At 72.4% G+C, this 20,126-nt stretch carries 23 protein-coding genes; 6 read left to right on the top strand and 17 right to left on the bottom strand.

Going from position 1 to position 20,126, the window contains the following annotated elements; translation table 11 throughout:
* Positions 1 to 42: 42 nt before the first annotated feature.
* On the bottom strand, positions 43 to 1,143 hold the full coding sequence (locus ACTIF1_RS01050; protein WP_439594507.1) for a M20/M25/M40 family metallo-hydrolase: 1,101 nt from the start codon (positions 1,141 to 1,143) through the stop codon (positions 43 to 45).
* 49 nt (positions 1,144 to 1,192) lie between these two features.
* On the opposite strand from ACTIF1_RS01050, the gene ACTIF1_RS01045 reads away from it, so the two are divergent.
* From ACTIF1_RS01045 to ACTIF1_RS01035, 3 genes are all read left to right on the top strand, one after another.
* The gene (locus ACTIF1_RS01045; protein ID WP_439594506.1) at positions 1,193 to 2,317 is read left to right on the top strand and encodes a pyridoxal-phosphate dependent enzyme; all 1,125 of its coding nucleotides are present in this window, start codon (positions 1,193 to 1,195) and stop codon (positions 2,315 to 2,317) included.
* A complete protein-coding gene (locus ACTIF1_RS01040; protein ID WP_439594505.1) occupies positions 2,317 to 3,429 on the top strand; it encodes an alanine racemase in 1,113 nt (370 codons plus the stop codon). Before ACTIF1_RS01045 ends, ACTIF1_RS01040 begins: the two co-directional genes overlap by 1 nt.
* A gap of 85 nt (positions 3,430 to 3,514) precedes the next feature.
* A complete protein-coding gene (locus tag ACTIF1_RS01035) occupies positions 3,515 to 3,925 on the top strand; it encodes a hypothetical protein (protein WP_439594504.1) in 411 nt (136 codons plus the stop codon).
* Positions 3,926 to 3,928: 3 nt separating this feature from the next.
* Here the strand turns inward: ACTIF1_RS01035 and ACTIF1_RS01030 are convergent, their stop codons facing one another.
* From ACTIF1_RS01030 to ACTIF1_RS00995, 8 genes are all read right to left on the bottom strand, one after another.
* Positions 3,929 to 4,576, bottom strand: coding sequence for a trimeric intracellular cation channel family protein (locus tag ACTIF1_RS01030; protein ID WP_439594503.1), 648 nt, complete (start codon positions 4,574 to 4,576; stop codon positions 3,929 to 3,931).
* Position 4,577: 1 nt separating this feature from the next.
* Positions 4,578 to 5,804: an MFS transporter gene (locus ACTIF1_RS01025; protein ID WP_439594502.1), complete on the bottom strand. Its 1,227-nt coding sequence runs from the start codon at positions 5,802 to 5,804 to the stop codon at positions 4,578 to 4,580.
* Positions 5,805 to 6,010: 206 nt separating this feature from the next.
* Positions 6,011 to 6,373: a hypothetical protein gene (locus tag ACTIF1_RS01020; protein ID WP_439594501.1), complete on the bottom strand. Its 363-nt coding sequence runs from the start codon at positions 6,371 to 6,373 to the stop codon at positions 6,011 to 6,013.
* A 128-nt stretch (positions 6,374 to 6,501) separates the two neighbouring features.
* Positions 6,502 to 7,746, bottom strand: a complete 1,245-nt coding sequence (gene wecC, locus ACTIF1_RS01015) for a UDP-N-acetyl-D-mannosamine dehydrogenase (RefSeq protein ID WP_439594500.1) — start codon at positions 7,744 to 7,746, stop codon at positions 6,502 to 6,504.
* Complete coding sequence (gene wecB / locus ACTIF1_RS01010) at positions 7,728 to 8,864, bottom strand: non-hydrolyzing UDP-N-acetylglucosamine 2-epimerase (protein WP_439594499.1); 1,137 nt, start codon at positions 8,862 to 8,864, stop codon at positions 7,728 to 7,730. The genes wecC and wecB overlap by 19 nt, the downstream gene beginning before the upstream one ends.
* Entirely contained in the window at positions 8,861 to 9,718 is an 858-nt protein-coding gene (locus ACTIF1_RS01005; protein ID WP_439594498.1) for a LysR substrate-binding domain-containing protein, read from the bottom strand. The genes wecB and ACTIF1_RS01005 overlap by 4 nt, the downstream gene beginning before the upstream one ends.
* A 109-nt stretch (positions 9,719 to 9,827) precedes the next feature.
* Positions 9,828 to 10,535 (bottom strand): DUF2076 domain-containing protein, encoded by a 708-nt coding sequence (locus ACTIF1_RS01000; RefSeq protein ID WP_439594497.1) that lies wholly within the window; start codon positions 10,533 to 10,535, stop codon positions 9,828 to 9,830.
* Positions 10,536 to 10,661: 126 nt separating this feature from the next.
* On the bottom strand, positions 10,662 to 11,084 hold the full coding sequence (locus ACTIF1_RS00995) for a CoA-binding protein (protein WP_439594496.1): 423 nt from the start codon (positions 11,082 to 11,084) through the stop codon (positions 10,662 to 10,664).
* A 192-nt stretch (positions 11,085 to 11,276) separates the two neighbouring features.
* Here ACTIF1_RS00995 and ACTIF1_RS00990 point away from each other — a divergent pair, with 192 nt between their 5' ends.
* Entirely contained in the window at positions 11,277 to 11,933 is a 657-nt protein-coding gene (locus ACTIF1_RS00990; protein ID WP_439594495.1) for a hypothetical protein, read from the top strand.
* The gene (locus tag ACTIF1_RS00985) at positions 11,930 to 12,346 is read left to right on the top strand and encodes a RidA family protein (RefSeq protein WP_439594494.1); all 417 of its coding nucleotides are present in this window, start codon (positions 11,930 to 11,932) and stop codon (positions 12,344 to 12,346) included. The genes ACTIF1_RS00990 and ACTIF1_RS00985 overlap by 4 nt, the downstream gene beginning before the upstream one ends.
* 30 nt (positions 12,347 to 12,376) lie before the next feature.
* Here ACTIF1_RS00985 and ACTIF1_RS00980 read toward each other — a convergent pair whose 3' ends face one another.
* Positions 12,377 to 13,264: a LysR family transcriptional regulator gene (locus tag ACTIF1_RS00980; RefSeq protein WP_439594493.1), complete on the bottom strand. Its 888-nt coding sequence runs from the start codon at positions 13,262 to 13,264 to the stop codon at positions 12,377 to 12,379.
* 88 nt (positions 13,265 to 13,352) lie between these two features.
* On the opposite strand from ACTIF1_RS00980, the gene bla reads away from it, so the two are divergent.
* Entirely contained in the window at positions 13,353 to 14,264 is a 912-nt protein-coding gene (gene bla / locus ACTIF1_RS00975) for a class A beta-lactamase (protein ID WP_439594492.1), read from the top strand.
* Positions 14,265 to 14,343: 79 nt separating this feature from the next.
* On the opposite strand, the gene folE is transcribed toward bla, so the two are convergent.
* The 7 genes from folE to ACTIF1_RS00940 form a co-directional block, all read right to left on the bottom strand.
* Positions 14,344 to 14,985, bottom strand: a complete 642-nt coding sequence (gene folE, locus ACTIF1_RS00970; protein WP_439594491.1) for a GTP cyclohydrolase I FolE — start codon at positions 14,983 to 14,985, stop codon at positions 14,344 to 14,346.
* A gap of 172 nt (positions 14,986 to 15,157) precedes the next feature.
* Positions 15,158 to 15,910 carry a competence/damage-inducible protein A gene (locus ACTIF1_RS00965; protein ID WP_439594654.1) on the bottom strand — a complete coding sequence of 251 codons (753 nt, stop codon included), beginning with the start codon at positions 15,908 to 15,910 and terminating at the stop codon, positions 15,158 to 15,160.
* A complete protein-coding gene (locus tag ACTIF1_RS00960) occupies positions 15,907 to 16,323 on the bottom strand; it encodes a type II toxin-antitoxin system VapC family toxin (RefSeq protein ID WP_439594490.1) in 417 nt (138 codons plus the stop codon). Before ACTIF1_RS00960 ends, ACTIF1_RS00965 begins: the two co-directional genes overlap by 4 nt.
* Positions 16,320 to 16,577: a FitA-like ribbon-helix-helix domain-containing protein gene (locus ACTIF1_RS00955; RefSeq protein ID WP_439594489.1), complete on the bottom strand. Its 258-nt coding sequence runs from the start codon at positions 16,575 to 16,577 to the stop codon at positions 16,320 to 16,322. The genes ACTIF1_RS00960 and ACTIF1_RS00955 overlap by 4 nt, the downstream gene beginning before the upstream one ends.
* Before the next feature lie 48 nt (positions 16,578 to 16,625).
* Entirely contained in the window at positions 16,626 to 17,678 is a 1,053-nt protein-coding gene (gene mutT, locus ACTIF1_RS00950) for an 8-oxo-dGTP diphosphatase MutT (protein WP_439594488.1), read from the bottom strand.
* A 149-nt stretch (positions 17,679 to 17,827) separates the two neighbouring features.
* Complete coding sequence (argJ, locus tag ACTIF1_RS00945) at positions 17,828 to 19,066, bottom strand: bifunctional glutamate N-acetyltransferase/amino-acid acetyltransferase ArgJ (RefSeq protein WP_439594487.1); 1,239 nt, start codon at positions 19,064 to 19,066, stop codon at positions 17,828 to 17,830.
* 12 nt (positions 19,067 to 19,078) lie between these two features.
* A complete protein-coding gene (locus ACTIF1_RS00940) occupies positions 19,079 to 20,008 on the bottom strand; it encodes a peptidylprolyl isomerase (protein ID WP_439594486.1) in 930 nt (309 codons plus the stop codon).
* Positions 20,009 to 20,126 lie beyond the last annotated feature (118 nt).

Genomic DNA, 20,126 nt, shown 5'->3' with positions numbered 1-20,126 from the left:
AATGGGAATTTCCTATCGCCACCAGTGCCATCCCCGAGGGGGCTAGGCGCCCGCCAGCGCCCGCGCAAAGACCGGCACGGCGTCCAGAAGATCCTGCGCCCGCACATATTCGCGCGGCGTATGCGCCAGGGCGATATCGCCCGGTCCGAGCACCACGCAGGGCGCCAGCGCCTGCAACTCGCTGGCATCGGTGCCATAGGGGGCGGTGCGCGGGGCGCGGTTGGTCAGCCGCGTGGCGCGGGCGACGAAGGGGTGGTCCGCCGGCAGCTCCGGCGGAAAACCTTCCATCTGCTCCGCAAGCTCGACCCCCGCCTCGCGCGCCGCCTGGCGCACGGCCTGCAGGATGGGCTTCGGGTCCACCTTGGCGCTGTACCGGAATTTTATCTGGGCCGTGGCCTTGGCGACGGTGACGTTCATCGCCGTGCCGTGGTTGTCGAGGATCAGGTTGAAGTCGGAAAACGGCGGGTCGTAATCCGCATCCTGCAGCGCGGGGTTCGTGCGCAGCTCGTCATGCACCGCGCGCATCGCCACCAGGAAGGGCAGCAGCTTCCAGTTGGCGTTCACGCCCTTGCCGGTGGAGGAATGTGCCTGCACGCCATGCGCCGTCGCGGTGAAGGCGATGTGGCTGCGATGGCCGCGCACCGGCACCAGCCCCGTGGGCTCCACCACGAAGATGCCTTGCAGGTCCAGCGATCTTGCCAAGGCGCTGTCGCGGGCGATGCGGCGGGCGCCGGCCTTGGTGGTTTCCTCATCCGTGGTGATCAGCAGCGTGGCGCCGACATCGGCCGGCGCGCGCTGGGCCGCGATGATGGCGGCGGCCACCTGGCCCTTCATGTCGACGCTGCCGAGGCCATGCAGCAGCCCGTCCGCATCCAGCCGCGGCGCCCAGGGATCGCTCTCCCACCCCGTGGCCGGCACCGTGTCCATGTGGCCGGACAGCGCATAGCCGCCGCGCGGCCCCTTATGGGCCACCAGCACGCGCTTCGCGACGCCATTCGCGTCCGCGTAGTCCAGCCGCTCCACCTCGAACCCCGACAATTCCTGCTCGATGCGGTCGGCGACCGGCAGGTTCGAAAGGCTGGATCGGCTGTCGATCGCGATGAGGTCGGCTGCCAGGCGCAGCACCGGGTCGTGGAGGGTCATGCGCCCAGGGTCGCTTGCCGCGCCTGCGCGGGCAAGGGAGGATGGCCGCATGACCCCGCAACTCTACCTCGACCCCCGCAGCGGCCGGACCTGGCCACTCGACACCCCCCGCTGGTGCGGCGACGACCAGGCGCCCTTGCTGCTGACGATGCGGCAGGGCCTCAGCCGTGCCGAGATTGAAACCGGCACCCGCAGCATCTGGCGCTATGCCGCCGCCCTGCCCTGGCGCCCCAAGGCGCCGATCAGCATGGGGGAGGGCTGCACGCCGCTGGTGGAGCGCGCGCTGCCCGGCGGCACGGCCCTGCTGAAATGCGAATGGTTCATGCCCACCGGCAGCTTCAAGGACCGCGGGGCCAGCGTCATGCTTTCTCTTCTATGCGACCAGGGCGTGAGGAGCGTGCTGGAAGACTCGTCCGGCAATGGCGGCGCGGCCGTCTCCGCCTACGCCGCGGCGGGCGGCATGGCCGCCACCATCTTCGTCCCGTCCAGCACCAGCCCGGCCAAGACGGTGCAGTCCCGTGCGGCCGGTGCGGCCATCGAGCTGATCCCCGGCAGCCGCCAGGACTGCGCCGATGCGGCGCTCGCGAAATCGGCGGAGATCTTCTACGCCAGTCACAACTGGCAGCCCTTCTTCCTGGAGGGCACCAAGACCCTGGCCTATGAGCTGTGGGAGGATCTCGGCTTCAAGGTCCCCGACAATGTCATCGTCCCCTGCGGCGCGGGGTCGAATGTGCTCGGCTGCTGGCTCGGTTTTTCCGAGCTTTTGCGGGCCGGCCAGATCGACCGCCTGCCGCGCATCTGGGCGGCGCAGCCGGCGCATTGCGGACCCATCGCCCGCGCCGCGCTCGGCCTGCCGGCCGTCGAGGCAAAACCCACGATCGCGGAGGGCACCGCCATCGCCCAGCCGATCCGCCTGCCGGAATGCCTGACCGCCCTGCGCGAAAGCCAGGGCGGCGCGGTGCTGCTGGAGGAGGCGGAGATTGCCGAGGCCGCGCTCGCTTTGGCCCGCACCGGCCTCTACGTGGAGCCCACCTGCGCCCAGGCCGCCGCCGCCTTCTCGAAGCTCCGCGCCGAGGGGCGGATCGCGGAGCGCGAGAGCAGCGTGGTGGTGCTGACCGGCACCGGCCTCAAGGCCACGCCGCGATTCGCGGAGATGCTGGGGGTGGCCATCTGATGTCGCTGGACCATCTGCCCACGCCCTGCCTGCTGCTCGACCTGCCGATCCTGAAGCGCAATATCGCGCGCATGGCGGCGGCCATCGCGCGCCACCCCGGCGTGCAACTGCGCCCGCATATGAAGACCGCGAAATCCGCCGCGGTGGCGCAGCTGGCGGCGCCGGGCGGTGGCCCCATCACCGTCTCCACCCTCGCCGAGGCCCGCTATTTCGCCGCGCACGGCTTTCGCGACCAGGTCTATGCCGTGGGCATCACGCCCTCGAAACTCGATGCGGTCGCCGCGCTGAACGCCGAGGGCGCACAGGTAAAAATCATCACGGATGACCTGGAGACGGCGCAGGCCATCGCCGCCCATCCGGGCCAGCTGCCGACGCTGATCGAGGTGGATGTGGGCGAGGGCCGCGCCGGCGTGGCGCCGGATGGCGAAGCGCTGCTGGCCATCGGCGCCGCGCTCGACCCGAAGCTGGCCGGCGTGCTCTCCCATTCCGGCCATTCCTATGCCGGCCGCAGCGAGGCCGCGATGGCGGAGCTGGCGGAGATCGAGCGCGCCGGCATCGTCCGCGCCGCGACCCGGCTGCGGGAGGCCGGGCATGCCGTGAAGATCGTCTCCGCCGGCGCCTCCCCCACCGCCATGTATGCGGCGCATCTGGAAGGCGTCACCGAGATGCGGGCCGGCGTCTATATGATGGGCGACCTGCTGCAGGCGCAGCTTGGCGTCCATCCGCTGGAGGATATCGCCGTCACGGTGCTTACCAGCGTCACCGGGCGGTACCCGGCGCGCCATGCCGTGCTGGTCGATGCCGGGGCGCTGGCCCTGTCCAAGGACCGCAGCACCGAGGCCGCGCCGCGCGACTGGAAGTTCGGCCGCGTGCTGGACGCCGCCGGCCAGCCCAGCCTGGGTGATGCCGTGGTGGTGCGCGTGCACCAGGAACATGGCGAGGTTCGCGCGACGGAAGGCGGCACGCTGGACCTCGATCGCCTGCGCGTCGGCACAAGGCTGCGGATCGCGCCCAATCATGTCTGCCTGACCGCGGCGGCGCATGACCGCTACCACGTGCTGGACGAGACCGGCCGCGTGGTGGCGGAGTGGGAGCGGGTGAACGGCTGGTAACTCCGTTCCGAATTGTTACAGTTCTTGTGCGCGCGGCGCCCGGTTTGGCAGGTTTTTCGCCTCGTCACCCGCCGGGAGCCCGCCCATGGCCGCCCTGCCGCGTCGCGCCGCCCTCTGCCTGCCCGCCCTGCTGATCGCCGTCCCCGTGCGGGCCGGTGGCCGGGTGCCGCCCTTTCCGGAATGGATCGGCCGCACCGCGCGGCTGCGCAGCGAGGCCGGGGATGCGCGGCTGCTGCTGGCCGCCGATGGCAGCGGGCTGATCGCGGTGCGCGCCTTCTTCGCCTGCCGGCCGCTGCCGGTGCTGTCCTGGCAGATCGCCGCCTCCGGCCAGGAGTTGGCCTATCGCCGCGCCAGCGCCCTGGTCCCCGGCCGGGTGATCGCGGGCACGGCCCGCATTGATCCGGAGGCCGCCGCGCTGCGCTGGATCGAGGTGCGGGAGGAGATGGCGGAATTCGAAGGCTTCGCGGCGGCGGAGACGGCCGGGCGCTGCGGCTGATCGCTATCGCTCGTCCGGATAGTCCCGCGCCGGCCGCGGCTTGAAGGCGGGCAGCGACCAGCCGCGCCAGATCGCCGCAGCGCGGATGCCGAAGCCCAGCGCGATGCCGGCCATCAGCGACAGGTCGCGCGGCAGGGGCGCAAGCCGCAGCGCCACATAGGCGCAGGCGGCCGCCGCCGCCGCGGTGATGTAGATCTCCTTCCGCAGGATCAGCGGCAGCTCCATGCAGACCACGTCGCGGATGATGCCGCCCGCCGTGGCGGTGACGGTGCCCAGCAGCACCGCCGCCCAGGGCTCCGCCCCCGCGATCAGCGCGATCTCCGCCCCCAGCACGGCGAACAGCGCCAGCCCCAGCGCATCCGCCCAGAGCAGCGCCTTGAAACGGCTTTCGATGCGATGCGCGAAGAAGAAGACCAGCAGCGCCGCCGCGGCCGCGATCGCGGGCAGTTCCGGCTGCTTCAGCCAGAAGACCGGCGTGCGCCCCAGCAGCAGGTCCCGCACCGTGCCGCCGCCAAAGCCGGTGATCATGCCGATCAGCACGAAGCCCACCACATCCAGCTGCTTGCGGCTGGCCACCAGCGCGCCGGAGGCGGCGAAGACGGCGATGCCCAGAAGGTCCAGGACCTGCAGCGCGGTATCGAAGCGGCCCAAACTATTCGGCCGGGACAGCGAGCGGCCGCGCCGCCATCGCCGCGCTCTTCGCCTGGCCCATGCAGAGCAGGGAGGCCAGCAGCAGCGCGGCCGCCAGCGGCAGCACCAGCGCCGCCTGGCCCAGGTCGATCAGCCAGCCGAAGGGCACCGGCGTGATGGCCCCGCCCAGCGGCAGGCCGGAGGAGACGAAGCCGAAAACCTTGCCCATCTGCCCCGGTGGGATCGCGTCCTTCAGCATCACGTCGCGCGGCGTGCGGGAGGACCCCAGCGCCAGCCCCGCGGCGCCGGCCACCAGCGGCAGCAGCCAGTCCGGCATCCGCACCAGCCCCATCACCAGCAGCAGCGTGGCCGAGACCAGCGTCAGGATCACGATGAAGGCCAGGTGCTTCTTCGACCGGTCGGCGAACCAGCCGCCCACCAGAACGCCGCCCGTGGCGCCCATCATGTACCCGGTCAGCGCCAGGGAGGCGACGGCCACCGGCGTGCCCCAGAGCTCGCCCAGCACGGTGATGGCGAAGGCCTGGATCGCCGTGCCGGCCATGGCGGAGAGCAGGAAGAAGCCGAAGAACAGCAGGATGGGCCGCGACAGCAGCAATTCGCGCCCGCTCGGCCCGCCGGCCTGGCGCGCCTTGGGCTTGGCCTGGTCCTGCAGGATGCGGCTCTGCCACAGGATGGCGAGCACCACCGGCACGCCGATGAGGCCCAGGATCAGCAGCGCCGGCCGCCAGCCCATCACCAGCAGCATCCCCGCGATCACCGGCGGCCCCGCCGCGAAGCCGAGATTGCCCGTGAAGGTATGCATGGCGAAGGCGCGGCCGATGCGGCTGGGATGGATCGAGCCGCCGAGGATCGCGTAGTCCGCCGGGTGGATCACCGAATTGCCGATGCCGGACAGCACCGCCAGCAGCAGGATGGCCCAGTAGCCCGGTGCGAAGGCCATGGCGCCGATCGACAGCGCCATCAGCAGCACGCCGCCCACCAGGAAGGGCCGCGCGCCGTGCCGGTCCACCAGGAAGCCCACCGGCGTCTGCAGCGCGGCCGTCACGCCGCTCATCAGCGCCACCGCCAGGCCGAGCGCGGCGAAGGAGACGTCGAATTCGTCGCGCCAGACCAGGAACAGCGGCGGCAGGCACAGCATGTAGAAATGGCTGAGGAAATGCCCGGTGCCGATCAGCGCCAGGATGCGCGCATCCTGGCCGGTGGCGGGCGTCTCGGTGGCTGCGACCATGCCGCGCGGGCTCCTCTGGCTGCGGCAAAACTGCGCCCGGCCGAGGCCTGTGGTCAATCAGCCGGGCCAGTGCCAGGCCAGGTAGCCGGCATGGAGCGCCAGCAGCAGCGCCCCCTCCCGCGGCTCCCGTATCGCCAAGGCGCGGCGGAGCGGACGGCGATGGGGAGGACCAGCGCCGGGAGGCCCAGGATCAGCAGCAAGGGTGTTCAGGCCGCCGGACCCTCGGGCCTGCGCCGCGGCCAGGCCAGCGCCGCGATCCCGCCCAGCGCCACCAGCGCCGTCGCGGCGCGGGAGGCGGTGGCCGCGCCGGCCTCGCCCGCCAGCAGCGCCGGCAGCTGGGCCAGTGCGGAGCCGCCGCCGAAGAGCGCCAGGCCGCAGATGACGAGGCCCGTCACCTGTGCGGGCCGCGGCCGCTGCCAGGCGGCGAGCAGGGCGAGCGCGCCAAGCCCCGCCGGGATCAGCGCCGTCCAATGCACCGGCGGCGCCGGCAGCAGATAGCCGGCGAGGCCGATCGCCAGCAGCAGCGCGCCCAGGATGCGGAGCGTCCTGGCAGGATGGGTGGCGGTCATCTCGAACCCCTTCCGAGTCATGCGGCCAAGCCGCGTGGCCGGTTCGACATCACGCCGGCCGCCCAAAGGGCCGCGCGGCGCCAGAGGGGCCCGAACCGCCGCAGCAGATGGCCCGCCGCGCCCGGCTTTCAAGCAGGCTGCAGCAGCCCCGCCGCATCGACCACGAGGCGGTCCGCGAAGGCCGCCCGTGGCAGCGCCCGGAAGGCCGCATGCGGCACCAGGATGGCCACCACCTCCGCCTGGGCCAGCGCCGCCTGCACATCGACCAGCGCAACGCCCGCCCGCCCGGCCAGGGGCGGCGGCAGCGCCGCGAGCTGCGGATCGCAGCACAGCACCCGCCGCATGCCGTCGCGGGAGAGTTCCTCCGCGATGGCCAGCGCCGGGCTGGCGCGCAGGTCCCCGACATCCGCCTTGTAGGTCAGGCCGAGGCAGGCGACGGGCGCCCCCGGCGCCGCCAGGGCCCGGATCTCCGCCGCCACCTGGCCCGGCCGCGCCGCATTCACCGCGCGGGCGGCGCGGATCAGCGGGCTGCGGTCCGGCGCGGCCTCGGCCAGGAACCAGGGATCCACCGCGATGCAATGGCCGCCGACGCCCGGGCCGGGCCGCAGGATGGACACCCGCGGATGCCGGTTGGCGAGCGCGATGGCGGCCCAGGGGTCCACCCCCAGCGCGCCGCAGATCCCCGCCAGCTCATTGGCGAAGGCGATGTTCACGTCGCGGAACGCGTTCTCCGCGAGTTTGGCCAACTCCGCCGTGCGGCTATCGGTCAGCCAGCACTGGCCGGTGACGAAGCCGGCATAGACCTGCCGCGCCCGCTCCGCGCAATCGGGGGTCAGGCCGCCGATGATGCGGTCATTCGCCACCAGCTCCCGCAGCATGGAGCCGGGCAGGACGCGCTCCGGGCAATGCGCCAGGTGCACGCAGCCGGGCGGCGCGTCCTGTCCGCGGCCGGGAAAGACCAGGTCCGGCCGGGCGGCGGCGAGGCGCGCGGCCAGCGCCTCCGTCGTCCCCACCGGGCAGGTCGATTCCAGGATCACCAGATTGCCCGGCGCCAGCAGCGGCGCGATGGCATCCGTCGCGGCCTCGACGCAGGTGAGGTCCGCCCGGTGGCCGGGGCCGAGCGGGGTCGGCACGGCGATGAAGAAGACATCGGCCGGGGCCGGCACGGGCTGGGCGGTCAGCCGCCCCGTCGTCACCGCCGCCTGCAGCAGCATGGCGAGGTCCGGCTCGGAGAAATGCGCCTGTCCGGCCGCCACCGCGGCCACCACGCGGGGATCGGTGTCGCAGCCCACCACGGCATGGCCCCGGCTGGCCAGCATCGCCGCCGCCGGCAGCCCGATATAGCCCAGCCCCATCACGCAGAGGCGCTGCATCGCGCCTCCCACCAGGCGGCGATGCCGGCTGCGATGCGCTCCGCGGCGCGGCCATCGCCGAAGGGGAAGACCGGGCGGGCCATTGCGGCGAGGCGCGACGGATCCTCCAGCAGCGCCTGGGCGGCGGCGAGGATTCCCTCGGTCGTGGTGCCCACCACTTCCGCGGCGCCGGCGGCCACCACCTCCGGCCGCTCCGTCACCTCCCGCAGCACCAGCACCGGGCAGCCCAGCGCCGGGGCTTCCTCCTGCATCCCGCCGCTGTCGGTCAGCAGCAGGCTGGCGGCGCGCATCAGGGCGACGCTGTCGCAATGGGGCAGGGGGCCGAGCAGATGCACGCGCGGCACGCCCGCCAGCCGGCGGGTCACGGCATCCCGCACCTCGGGGTTGGGGTGCAGCGGCCAGACCAGCTCGACATCGCCCCGCGCGGCCAGCGCTGCCACGGCGTCCGCGATGCGCAGCAGCGGCGCGCCCCAATTCTCCCGCCGATGCGCGGTGACCAGCAGCAGGCGGCGCCCCGGGGCGATGGCCACCGGCACCACGCCGGTGCGGCGGGCACGGAACAGCGCATCGATGCCGGTATTGCCGGTGACGAGGATCTGGCCACGGCCGTATTCGGCCCGCAGATGCGCCGCCGCGGCCTCCGTCGGCGCGAAGCGCAGCGCCGCCATGGCGTCGATCGAGACGCGGTGGAATTCCTCCGGCCAGGGATTCGCCAGGTCGCCGGAGCGCAGCCCCGCCTCCACATGTCCGACCGGGATGCCGGCCTGATGCGCGGCCAGCGCGGTGGCGAAGGCGCTCAGCGTATCGCCCTGCACCAGCACGAGATCCGGCCGCGCGGCGGCGATGGCGCCCGCCACGGCGGTCAGCAGATAGCCGGTGAGCAGCGGCAGGCCGCTGCCGGGCGGCAGGGCGCCGAGGTCGATCTCCGCCCGTTCGCCGAATTCGGCCAGCACATCGGCCACCAGCGCCGCATGCTGCCCGGTGGCGCAGGAGATCGGGCGCAGCCCGGGGCGGGCGCGCAGCGCGGCCAGCACCGGCATCATCTTGATCGCCTCCGGCCGCGTGCCGAAGACCACCAGGATGCGGCAGCCGGGCAGGGGCGGGGCGAAGGCATTCACGGCGCCTGGGTCCCCAGCGTCTCCCTGATGAAGCCGACGAGCGGTTCCACCACCTGGCTGCGGCCCTCGGCATCGCCGAAGACCGCCATTTCCACCACGCCGAGCTCGGGCAGGCCCGTCACCTCCCGCAGCCCGGCCGGGAAGCCGCTGCGGCCGAGCACGGTCAGGGCGAAGCCGGCCTGGGCGGCTGCCGCCAGCCCCAGCAGGCTGTCGCAGGTGAAGACCGGCTCGCAGGCGATGCCGGCACGGGAAAGGGCGCGCAGCGCACGCTCGCGGAACATGCAGCCCTCCGGCAGCAGGGCCAGCGGCAGGGGGCGGTCGGCCGGCAGCTGCCAGTCCGGCGCCGCGGCCCAGACCACCGGCTCGGTCCAGATCGGCACGCCCGCCACCTCGCCATCCCGGCGCTTGCCGAGCACGAGATCGAGCCCGCCGGCCGCCTGCTTGGCACGCAGATCGTGGCTGCGGCCCACCTCCACCTCCAGCCGCGCCTCGGGATAGGTGCGGGCGAAGCGGGCGAGGATATGGGCCAGGCTGCGCGGCACGAAGTGATCGGCGACGCCGAGCCGGAGGCGGCCGGCCACCGCCGGGGCCACCATCCGCCGCACCGCCTCATCGTTCAGGGCCAGCATGCGGCGGGCATAGGCGAGCAGCGTCTCGCCTTCCGCCGTCAGCTCCACCCGCCGGCTGGTGCGGCGGAAGACCGGGCGGCGCACCAGATCCTCCAGCCGCTTGACCTTGAGGGAGACGGCGGATTGGGTCAGGCCCAGCAGCCCGCCCGCCGCGGTGAAGCCGCCCTGCTCGGCAACCATCACGAAGCAGCGCAGCAGATCCAGGTCGAGGTCGGGAATACGCATGATTCGCCGATGATGGTGAATCAGACGTAAACGGGCAACTGCCGGTTGAAGATGTCGTGAGGTTGGTTACAAATTCCGGGGCAGGCCGAAGCCTGCCCCGGGATGCGCCTCAGATATCCTCGTCGTAGCCGCCGCCATCGTCATAGGCGCTGGCATCGTCCTGGTAGCCGGTCGCATCCTGCTGCCCGCCCGGATCGGTCCAGGGGGAGGAGGTGGGCACGGCCTCCTGGGCGAAGTCGCCGGCCGCGGTGGTCGCCGCTTCCGCCGCGCCGCCGCCGAGCGCGCCCATCAGCGCATTGCCCAGCATCATGCCGCCGGCCACGCCGACCGCCGTCATCATCGCGGTGCGCATGAAGCCGCCGGACTGGCCCTGCTGCAGCGCCTGCGGGTTGTAGCCCGGCGGGTATTGCGGCTGCGGCTGCGGCCGGGTGCGCATCATCGGGCGCTGCTGCTGGCCGCCGCCGAACAGCCCGCCGAACATGCCGCCGCGCGGCTGCTGCTGGGCCTGCTGCGCCTGCACCTGCGCCTGCTCCAGCTCCCATTCCAGCTGCTGGATGCGGTTCTGCATCTCGACCAGCGCGTGCTCCTGCACGAAGGCGGTCTGGGTGATGCGGTAGCGCGCCTCCGGATAGCGGGCGAACAGCTCGCCGATCAGCCGGTCCGCCTCCGGATCCACCGGCGGCAGCGGCTGCGCCGGCTGCTGCTGGCCCCCGCCCAGCGCCCCCCAGGGCGAGGCCGGGCGCGGCGGCGCCGCGCCGGCAGCGCCGCTCACCCGCTCCACATAGCCGGTGATGATCCGGCGTTCCTCGTCCGTCATGGTCCCTTGCTTCCTCTGCCCTATGCCGGCTCGCGGGCCGGAGTGGCCCGATTCCTTACCGACATTTCATCCGGAGCCGGAATTGGCCCGGCCGCCCGGAATTTTCAAGCGGCGCTGTCGTGACGTTCAGTGTCCGATGCGCGCCGGCAGGCCCAGCCGCCGCCACTCGATCACCGGGCAGCGATCCATCACCACGACGAGCCCCGCCGCGCGCGCCCGGGCGGCGGCGGCGGCATCCACCACGCCGAGCTGCAGCCAGACCGAGCGCGCCCCGAGCCGCACCGCCTCATCCACCACCGCGCCGGCCTCGGCGCTGCGACGGAAGACATCGACCATGTCGAGCGGCGCCGCCGCCTCCAGCCCGGCCAGCACCGGGCGGCCATGGATCGCCTGGCCGGCCAGCGTCGGATTCACCGGCACCGCGTCATAGCCACGGTCCAGCAGGAAGCCGAACACGCCATGGCTCGGCCGGTCCGGCCGCGTGGAGGCCCCCACCACGGCGATGCGCCGCGTGGCCAGCAGAAGATCGCGAATCGCCGTGTCATCCATGGCCGGAGGATGGGCCGGTGCCGCGCCTTGGGGAAGGCCGCGATGGCAGGCGCCAAGGCAAGGGTGGACCCGCGCCGCCGGCTGGACTACCGGGTGTTCCAGGACTCGTTCTGGAACAGGGGCGAGTCACCTGCGCCCGCCCAGCCGCCAGGCGTCTTGGACAATCTCTCTGGGCCAAGGGGGTTACCGGTCATGTCGACACGCCGCCATCTGTTGCTGTCCCTGCCATGTCTGATGGCCGCCTGCGCAGCGCGGGAGGAGCCGCTGGCGCCGCTGCAGCCCCTGGTCACCGGCTACCGGCACCTGACACCGCTGCGGCTGAACGTGCTCGAGATCGAGATCGGCCAGCCCCTGCCGGGCACCATCCAGGTGATCGAGCCGGCGCCGATGCGGCCGGAGGTCGAGATGCGGCGGATGGCCGAGCAGCGCCTGGTGCCGATCGGCACGGAGGGGCGGGCGCGCTTCCTCATCACCAATGCGCGCTTCACCCGCCAGACCCTGGCGCAGTCGGGCGGCATCAGCGCGATGTTCGCCGGCGAGCCCGGGGAGCGGCTGGCGGTGGAGCTGGCCTGCCGGGTGGAGATCCTCTCGGGCGACGGCACGCGGGTGGCTTTCGTGGAGGCGCAGGTGCAGCGCCTGCAGACGGTGGCGGATGGGGCCAGCGGCGCGACCCGCCGCCAGGCGGCGGAGGAGGTGGTGCGCCAGGCGATGGAGGCGATGAACGTGGAATTCGAATTCCAGCTGCGCCGGACCCTGCGCGCCTGGCTGGCCGAGGGCGCGACGCCGACCGCGCCGGCCCCGGCGCCGGTGGAGCGCGAGGATCTGCCGGGCGGGGCGCCGCGCATATGAGCGTCACCTTCAGCAATCCGGAGGGCGTGCACGCCCCCGGCGCCCGCTATGCCCATGCCGCGCTGGTGGAGGGGCCGGGACGCCGCCTGGTGATCTCGGGCCAGATCGGCGTGGCCCCTGATGGCACGGTGGTGGCCGCCGGGGCGGACCAGATCGCCCAGGCCTTCCGCAATCTGCGCGCGGTGCTGGCGGCGCATGGCATGGCGCCGGAGCATATCGTGAAGCTGGGCGTCTTCCTGACGGACCGGGCGCTGATCCCAGCCTTCCGGGCGCAGCGGGATGCGGTGCTGGGGCCGATCTGCCCCTGCAGCACGCTGCTGATCGTGGCCGGCCTGGCCGATCCGCGCTTCGTCTTCGAGGTGGAGGCGGAGGCGTTCTTGGCCTCGGGCGCTGGCGCAGCCTCCGGCGGCTGAAGATCGACAGGGCGGCCTGTCCGGGCGGATTCAATCCGCCGGCCTTGCGGTTTCCGCCAGCAGCCAGGCCTGGAAGGCGCTCATCGCGGCGCTGGGCGCGCGGGAATGCAGCCGCGTCAGCCAGTACTGTCCCAGGCTGACCTCGGCCGCGAAGGGCCTGGCCAGCCGCCCCTGGCGCAGGTCGCGGGTGAACAGCCGCAGCGGCAGCAGGGCCACGCCGGCGCCCTGCGCCGCCGCTTCCGCCAGGGCCAGCGAGGAATCGAAGACGAAGCCGCGCAGCGGCGGGCTGTCCAGGCCGAGGGCCGCGAACCAGCGCGGCCATTCCTCGGCGCGGTAGGAGCGCAGCAGCGTCTCCCCCGCCAGGTCCGCGGGGTGGCGCAGCCGGGCGGCCAGGGCGGGGGTGCAGGCCGGTGCCAGTGGCGCGTCGAGGAGGGGGATCGCCTCGGTCCCGTGCCAGGCGCCGTCACCGAAGCGGATGGCGGCGTCCAGCCCCTCGCCAGCCAGGTCCACGCGATTGTTGTTGGTCTGGATGCGCAGGTCGATGAGGGGGCAGGCGGCGCGCATGCGCTCCAGCCGCGGCAGCAGCCAGCCGAGGGCGAAGCTGCTGACCACGCCGAGCGTCAGCACCTCCCGCGCCTGTCCCGCCTCGAAGCGCTCCAGCCCGCGGCCGAGGCGGTGGAAGGCCTCCGCGATCTCGGGCAGCAGGGCGGCGCCTTCATCGGTCAGGGCGATGCCGCGCGGCAGGCGCCGGAACAGGGGCACCCCGAGCATCTCCTCCAGCCCCTTCACCTGGTGGCTGATGGCGGCCTGGGTGACGCGGAGCTCCAGCCCGGCGCGGGTGAAGCTGAGATGGCGCGCCGCGGTCTCGAAAGCGCGGAGGGCGTTCAGGGGCAGGTTCGGCCGCATACGGAGACCCAAGATTTTCTCATGCTTTTCCCGAGAATTACCCGTTTGTCGAGGGGGCATCGTCGCTCTAATGGGCCGCCCCATCCTTGGAGAGAGGGCGATGACGATGCGACGGCGGAGCATGATGACGGGGCTGGGTGTCGCGGGCCTCTGGACCGCGATGCCTTGGCGGGGGGTCCAGGCGACCGTGCCGGAGCCGGCGCTCACCGCCAGGCTGGCGGAGCTTGAAAAGGGCACTGGCGGGCGGCTGGGCGTGGCGCTGCTGGACCTGGGCAGCGGGCGGCAGGCCGCGCATCGGGGGGCGGAGCGCTTCCCGATGTGCAGCACCTTCAAGCTGCTGGCCGCCGCCGCCGTGCTGCGGCGCGTCGAGGCCGGGGAGCTGAGGCTGGACCAGCGGCTGCGCTTCCGCCGGGCCGACCTGGTCCCCTATTCCCCGGCGACCGAGGCGCATGCCGATGGCCCGGGCATGACCCTGGCGGCGCTGTGCGAGGCGGCCGTGACGCTCAGCGACAATACGGCGGCCAATCTGCTGCTGGGCCAGCTGGGCGGACCGGAGGGGCTGACCGCCCAGCTGCGCCGCTGGGGCGACCCGGTGACCCGGCTGGACCGGTGGGAGCCGGCGCTGAACGAGGGCATCCCGGGCGACCCGCGCGACACCACGACGCCCGAGGCGATGCTGGCGCTGATCCGGACGGTGACGCTGGGGGATGGGCTTTCCGAGGCGGGGAAGGCACAGATGATGGCCTGGCTGCGTGGCAACCGCACCGGCGACCGGCAACTCCGCGCCGGCTTGCCGGAGGGTTGGACGGCGGCCGAGAAGACCGGCAGCAACGGGCGCAGCATCGCCAATGACGTGGGGTTGCTGCTGCCGCCGGGCGGGCGGCCGCCGGTGCTGGTCACCGCCTACCTGGCCGAGGCCACCATCCCGGCGGCACAGCAGCCGGCGGTGCTGGCCGCGGTGGCGCGGGCCGCGGTGGCGGCTTTCGGCCCCGGCGCAACGCCGGGGCGGTGATCGTCCCGGCCGATCGGCCGCCCGGCCGCCCACCCGCCTTGCGGCGGGTGCAGGCCGCGCGCCTTCGGCCGAGCGGCGCTCAGGCCTCCGCGCTGCCGCGCGGCGCGCCGATCATCGCCAGGAACTCGCGCCGGGTGGAGGCATCGTCTCGGAAGGCGCCGAGCATGCGGCTGGTGACCATGGAGACGCCCGGCTTGTGGATGCCGCGCGTGGTCATGCACTGGTGCTGCGCCTCGATCACCACGGCGACGCCCTTGGGCTTCAACACCTGCTCGATGGTATTGGCCACCTGCGCTGTCAGCTTCTCCTGGATCTGCAGGCGCTTGGCATAGGCTTCCAGCACCCGGGCGAGCTTGGAGATGCCGACGACGCGGCCGTCCGGGATATAGGCGATATGCGCGCGGCCGATGATCGGCACCAGGTGGTGCTCGCAGTGGGACTCCAGGCGGATGTCGCGCAGCACCACCATCTCGTCATAGCCGTCCGTCTCCTCGAAGGAGCGGGCGAGGAGTTCGACCGGGTCCGTCTCATAGCCGGAGAAGAATTCGCCATAGGCGCGGGCGACGCGGGCCGGGGTGTCCAGCAGGCCTTCGCGCGAGGGGTCGTCGCCGGCCCAGAGCAGCAGCGTGCGGACGGCGGCCTCCGCCTCCTCCCGCGTCGGGCGGATGGGGGTGGCGGGCTGGTCGGCGCCGAGGGTGCGGGCGGGGGTCTGAATGTTCAAGATCAGGTTCCTATCGGCATCTCGTCACGGCGAAGGCAGCTTGCCCCCGCCGCGGCGCGCCCTGTGGAAAGGCAGAGGTGGAGACTGGCACGGCAAGGCAGATGGGGGTGGTCGGAAATCCCGCAATGGTGATCCGTAACCGTTCTGGAACGCCCGAATCAGGCAGTCGATGTCAGGCCGGCGGCTCGCCCTGGACCGGGTGGCTGCCCATGGCGCGCAGCAGCACGGTGATGGCGCGCGCCGCCTCCTCCACCGCATCCGGGTCATTGCCCTTGGCCACCAGCGCCACGCCGCCGCCGCCCATGCGGTAGTAGGGATAGCTGCCGATGTCGAGTTCCGGCCAGCGTGCCTGGATCGCGGCCAGCCCCTCCGCGATGCGGCCTTCCATCACGCCATCCGCATGCACGGCGCGCGACGCGATGGGCGGGCCGCCGGCCAGCGTCGGCGCCAGGGATTCGAACATCGCCTGCATGATGCGCGGCACGCCGGCCATGACATGCACATTGCCCATGGTGAAGCCGGGGGCGATGGAGATGGCATTGTCGATCAGCGTGGCACCGCGCGGCATGGTGGCCATGCGCTGCCGGGCGGCGTTGAACTCGCCGGGCTTGTAGTGGCGTTCCATCCGCGCCCAGGCTTCGGGATGGGGTTCCCAGGGCACGCCGAAGGCGCCGGCGACGCATTCGCTGGTGATGTCGTCATGCGTCGGGCCGATGCCGCCGGTGGTGAAGACGTGGTCGAACTTCTGCCGCACCTCGTTCAGCGTGGCGATGATGGTGGCGCGCACATCGGGGATGATGCGGACCTCGCGCAGCGGAATGCCGATCTCGCCCAGGCGGGTCGCGAGGAAGTTGATATTGGCGTCCTTGGTGCGGCCGGAGAGCACCTCATTGCCGATCACCAGCAGGCAGGCGGTGGGGTTCAACATGCGAGGGTGTCCGGCGACCAGAGGGGAATGGCGAGGCGCGCTGCCAGGTCGGCCAGGCGCCGGTCGAAGGTGGCGAGCGGCAGGCCGCGCGCACGCGCGACCGTCAAATAGAGGCAGTCGAACAGGCCGTGACGTTCCGTGGTCGCCATGGCCGTGGCATCCTTCAGAAGATCGACCTGGCCGATCAGTTCGCACCCGATGCTCTCCAGGTCGATCAAGGCGGCCGTGGCGGTGCCCTTCGCGAGTTCACCGCGGCGTTCCTTCTTGAGCAGAACGGCTGCCGTCTCAAGCAGCAGGATATCCGGTGCGACGAATGTGGCACCTTCGGCCAGAAGACGGAGCGCTAGCGACGTCTCGGCCTCGCCCACGAACCATTTCACGGCCACCGAGGCGTCGAGCACGAGCTTCACGCAGCCTCGTCGCCGGCCATTTCGTCCTTGCCGTCGCGAAGGTCGCGCAGCAGCGTGCTGCTGTCGCAGCTCGAGACAGGCTGTGCGGCCAGCCGCGCCCGCAGCCGCGCCACGATCTCGGCGCGGGTTTCGCTGGCGTCGCGGGTCAGCAATTCTCGTACATAGCCTTCCAGGGAATTGCCGCGCGCGGCCGCCTTGCGCTTCAGCGCCTCGACCACCGCCTCCTCGACCTGCCGCACCAGCACCTGGGCCACGACCGCCTCCTGCTATCTTTGAGTGATAGCATTGCATGCGAAAGCCCGCTACAGGAAATCCCGCAGCATCGCCACCAGCGGCTTGTCGGCCGGCGGCATGGCATAGTCGGCCAGCTTGTTCGGCCGCACCCAGGCCAGGGCCTGGCCCTCCAGCGGCTGCACCCGGCCTTCCCAGCGACGGCAGAGATAGAGGGGCATCACCAGGTGCCGCTCCCCCAGCGGGTGGCTGGCGAAGGTGAAGGGGGCAAGGCAGCTCGCCGCCACGTCGATCCCCAACTCTTCCTTCAATTCGCGGATCAGCGCGTCTTCCGGCGTTTCGCCGGCATGCACCTTGCCGCCGGGGAATTCCCAGAGGCCCGCCATGGGCTTGCCCTCCGGCCGCCGCGCCAGCAGCACGCGGCCATCGCTGTCGATCAACGCACAGGCGGCGACCAGCAGGATGTGACGCGCCGTGCCTTCCAGCACGGGCGCCGCCTCGGCCACCGCGGGGGGAAGGTCGGCGCGGGTCATTTCGAAGAGTTTTACCGGCATGGAGCCGCCGCGCGCCATGAAATCCCGCACGCCCTCCCCGGTCTCCCGAAAACCGATGCGGCGCAGCACGGCCTGGCTGCGGCTATTCTCGATCAGGGCGGAGGCGACCAGCCGGTCCAGCTCCAGGTTCGCCAGCGCCCAGCTGCTGAGGCGGGCGGCCGCCTCCGGCCCCACGCCATGGCCCCAGAAGCGCCGGCCGATCCAGTAGCCCAGCTCCGCCTCCCGCTTCGCGGCATTGCGGGTCAGGCCGATGCAGCCCACCAGCACCTCCCGCTCCCCCGGCTCGCCGGCCTGTTCCAGGCCGGTGATGGCCAGGTGCCAGGCGGTGCCTTCGGCCATTTGGGCGCGGGTGGAGGCGATCCAGTCATCCGCCAGCGCGCGCGGATAGGGGAAGGGCACGCGGGCCAGGGTCTTGGCCACTTCCCAGTCATTCACCAGCCGGTGCAGCTCCGCCGCATCCTCCGGCCGCAGGGGGCGGAGCGTCAGCCGGTCCGTGCGCAGCGGCTGGAAGGGCGGCGGCGCCAGGGGGTCATCCTCTGGCAAATCGAGGGCTTCGGATGGGGGCACCATGAATATCGCCATGCGGGGAGTTCGCAGGTCCAAGGCCTTGCCGACCCACCGGCGGGCGGCCCCCCTCTATGGGCCATTGGCGCCCCCGCGTCATGGTCCGAACGGGATTTTGCGGCATCCATGCCGCAGTGTGGCCGATTGGCCGCAGATCAGCTCCGATACGACCCGTTGATGTCGATGTAGCCATGCGTCAGGTCGCAGGTCCAGGCGGTGGCCTTGCCGCGGCCGAGCGCCAGGTCGACGGTGATCTGGACTTCCCGCCCCTTCATATGGGCGATCACCGGCGCCTCGTCATAGCCCGGCACCACGCTGCCTTCGCGCGCCATCCAGGTGCCGCCGACGCCCACGGAAAGCAGGTCCCGATCCGCGGGTTCGCCGGCCTTGCCCACCGCCATGACGATGCGGCCCCAATTGGCGTCCTCGCCGGCGATCGCGGTTTTGACCAGGGGCGAATTGGCGATGCTCATGGCGATGCGATGCGCTGACTTGTTCGTCACCGCGCCGGTCACATCGATGCGGATCAGCTTCTGGGCGCCCTCGCCATCGCGCGCCACCATCAAGGCGAGGTCCATCAGCACCTCATGCACCGCGCGGGCAAAATCCTTCAGCATCTTGCCGCCCTCGGCCGGCACGCGGGGGTGTTTCGCGGCGCCGGTGGCGAAGAGCAGCACCGTGTCGCTGGTGGAGGTATCGCTGTCCACCGTCACGCAGTTGAAGGATTTCTGGGTGCCCTTGGCGAGGATCGCCTGCAGGGCGGCCGCCGGCACCTTCGCATCGGTCGCCAGGAAACACAGCATGGTCGCCATGTCGGGCGCGATCATGCCGCTGCCCTTGGCGATGCCGCTGACCGTCACGGTCGTCTCGCCGATCTTCGCCGTGCGGGTCGCGCCCTTGGGGAAGGTATCGGTGGTCATGATGGCCCGCGCCGCGCCGGCCCAGCCGTCATCCTGCAACTGGCCGAACAGCGGCGGCAGCGCGGCCACCAGCTTCTCGGTCGGCAGCTTCTCGCCGATCACGCCGGTGGAGGCGAGGAAGACCTCGCCCGGCTTGCAGCCCGCCAATTCGGCCATGGCCTTGGCGGTCTGCGCGCAGGTCTCGCGCCCGGCCTTCCCCGTGAAGACGTTGGAATTTCCGGCGGTGACGACCAGGGCCCGGGCCTTGCCGCCCTTCAGCGCCGCCCGGCACCAGTCGATCGGCGCGCCGGGGCATTTGTTACGGGTGAAGACGCCGGCCACGCTGGTCCCCGCGGGGAAGACCATCATCGTCACATCCTCGCGCGCCTTGTAGCGGATCCCGGCGCGGCCGGAGCCGAGGCGCAGGCCCGCCACCGGGGGCATCTCGGGCAGCGGCAGCGCGAGCGGGGAGACGGGAAGGTCCTTGCCAGCCATCTTCTTGGTCTCTTAGCGACGAGGTTGGGCCGCCGGCGGCGCGGCGCCGTCGAGCAGGGAGGGGGCGGGCGCGGCCGGCAGCGGGCTGCCATCCATGGCGAAGCGTTCGATCCGGGCAGCCAGGCGGATGCGCTCCACCTCCGCCGTCACCGCCTCCTCGAAGGCCCGCTGGCGCAGCGCCTCGCGCGCATCCTCGAAGGCCGGCGGCGGCACGGCGCGGCGCTCCTCCACCTTGATGACATGCCAGCCGAACTGGGTCCGCACCGGGTTCTCCGAGATCTGGCCGGGCTGCATGGCGAAGGCGGCGGCGGCGAATTCCGGGATCATGTCGCTGCGCTTGAAGAAGCCGAGGTCGCCCCCCTCCCGCGCGCCGGGGCCGGTGGAGCGGCGGCGGGCCACTTCGGCGAAATCGGCGTTGGGCCGGCGGGCCTCGGTCAGCGCGGTGCGGGCCTCGGCCTCTGTGGGGACCAGGATGTGGCGGGCGCGCACCTCCTCCTCCGCCGCGCGGCCGGCCACCTCGCGCTGGTAGCGGGCGCGCAGCGCCTCCTCCGTCATCTGCGGCGCGACGGCGCGGGTGATGAGGGCCTGCTGCAGCGCCTCCTCCTCCGCCCGGCGCAGGCGGGCCTGCACCTCCGGGTCGTTCGCCAGGCCCTGGGCGCGGGCGGCGGCGGTGATCGCCTTCTGGGTGATCATCTGGTCCAGCAGCAGCGGCATCAGCATGGGCGCCGGCATGGCGCGCAGCTCCTCCGGCAGGCGCGTCGCCTCGTCCTGCAGCTCCGAGAGGCGGATCTCGGCGCCATCGACGCGGGCCACCACCGGGTCCTGGCCGGCGGGGGCGGGGGCGGGGGCCTGGGCCAAGGCCGGGCCTGCCGCCAGGGCCGTGCTCAGCAGCAGGGTGGCGAGGAGCGAAGCCTTGCGGCGCATCGGGGGGGTTTCCGTCATGACCGGCGGAAGATGGCCGATGCGGGGGGGCGCCACAAGGCGGCCCGGAAGCGGGTGATCCGGCGCCTCTCGTTGACGTGGCAGGGGCGTGCGCCTATCTCTCCGGCCTCGCGCCCCA

Origin of the sequence: Falsiroseomonas sp. (assembly GCF_051860665.1) — a bacterium.
GTDB lineage: Bacteria > Pseudomonadota > Alphaproteobacteria > Acetobacterales > Acetobacteraceae > Falsiroseomonas.
Note: the sequence above shows the minus strand (reverse complement) of the source record. Positions and strands in the feature narration are given on the sequence as shown.

What these genes read in the sequence shown, in the direction of transcription:
- argJ (WP_439594487.1), bottom strand. Translation starts at nt 19,066, where the DNA reads ATGGCTGGCAAGGACCTTCCCGTCTCCCCGCTCGCGCTGCCGCTGCCC.
- ACTIF1_RS00985 (WP_439594494.1), top strand. Translation starts at nt 11,930, where the DNA reads ATGAGCGTCACCTTCAGCAATCCGGAGGGCGTGCACGCCCCCGGCGCC.
- wecC (WP_439594500.1), bottom strand. Translation starts at nt 7,746, where the DNA reads ATGCAGCGCCTCTGCGTGATGGGGCTGGGCTATATCGGGCTGCCGGCG.
- ACTIF1_RS01000 (WP_439594497.1), bottom strand. Translation starts at nt 10,535, where the DNA reads ATGACGGACGAGGAACGCCGGATCATCACCGGCTATGTGGAGCGGGTG.
- ACTIF1_RS01045 (WP_439594506.1), top strand. Translation starts at nt 1,193, where the DNA reads ATGACCCCGCAACTCTACCTCGACCCCCGCAGCGGCCGGACCTGGCCA.
- ACTIF1_RS00940 (WP_439594486.1), bottom strand. Translation starts at nt 20,008, where the DNA reads ATGACGGAAACCCCCCCGATGCGCCGCAAGGCTTCGCTCCTCGCCACC.
- ACTIF1_RS00995 (WP_439594496.1), bottom strand. Translation starts at nt 11,084, where the DNA reads ATGGATGACACGGCGATTCGCGATCTTCTGCTGGCCACGCGGCGCATC.
- ACTIF1_RS00990 (WP_439594495.1), top strand. Translation starts at nt 11,277, where the DNA reads ATGTCGACACGCCGCCATCTGTTGCTGTCCCTGCCATGTCTGATGGCC.
- ACTIF1_RS01035 (WP_439594504.1), top strand. Translation starts at nt 3,515, where the DNA reads ATGGCCGCCCTGCCGCGTCGCGCCGCCCTCTGCCTGCCCGCCCTGCTG.
- ACTIF1_RS01005 (WP_439594498.1), bottom strand. Translation starts at nt 9,718, where the DNA reads ATGCGTATTCCCGACCTCGACCTGGATCTGCTGCGCTGCTTCGTGATG.
- bla (WP_439594492.1), top strand. Translation starts at nt 13,353, where the DNA reads ATGACGATGCGACGGCGGAGCATGATGACGGGGCTGGGTGTCGCGGGC.
- ACTIF1_RS01050 (WP_439594507.1), bottom strand. Translation starts at nt 1,143, where the DNA reads ATGACCCTCCACGACCCGGTGCTGCGCCTGGCAGCCGACCTCATCGCG.
- ACTIF1_RS01040 (WP_439594505.1), top strand. Translation starts at nt 2,317, where the DNA reads ATGTCGCTGGACCATCTGCCCACGCCCTGCCTGCTGCTCGACCTGCCG.
- mutT (WP_439594488.1), bottom strand. Translation starts at nt 17,678, where the DNA reads ATGGTGCCCCCATCCGAAGCCCTCGATTTGCCAGAGGATGACCCCCTG.
- ACTIF1_RS01025 (WP_439594502.1), bottom strand. Translation starts at nt 5,804, where the DNA reads ATGGTCGCAGCCACCGAGACGCCCGCCACCGGCCAGGATGCGCGCATC.
- ACTIF1_RS01020 (WP_439594501.1), bottom strand. Translation starts at nt 6,373, where the DNA reads ATGACCGCCACCCATCCTGCCAGGACGCTCCGCATCCTGGGCGCGCTG.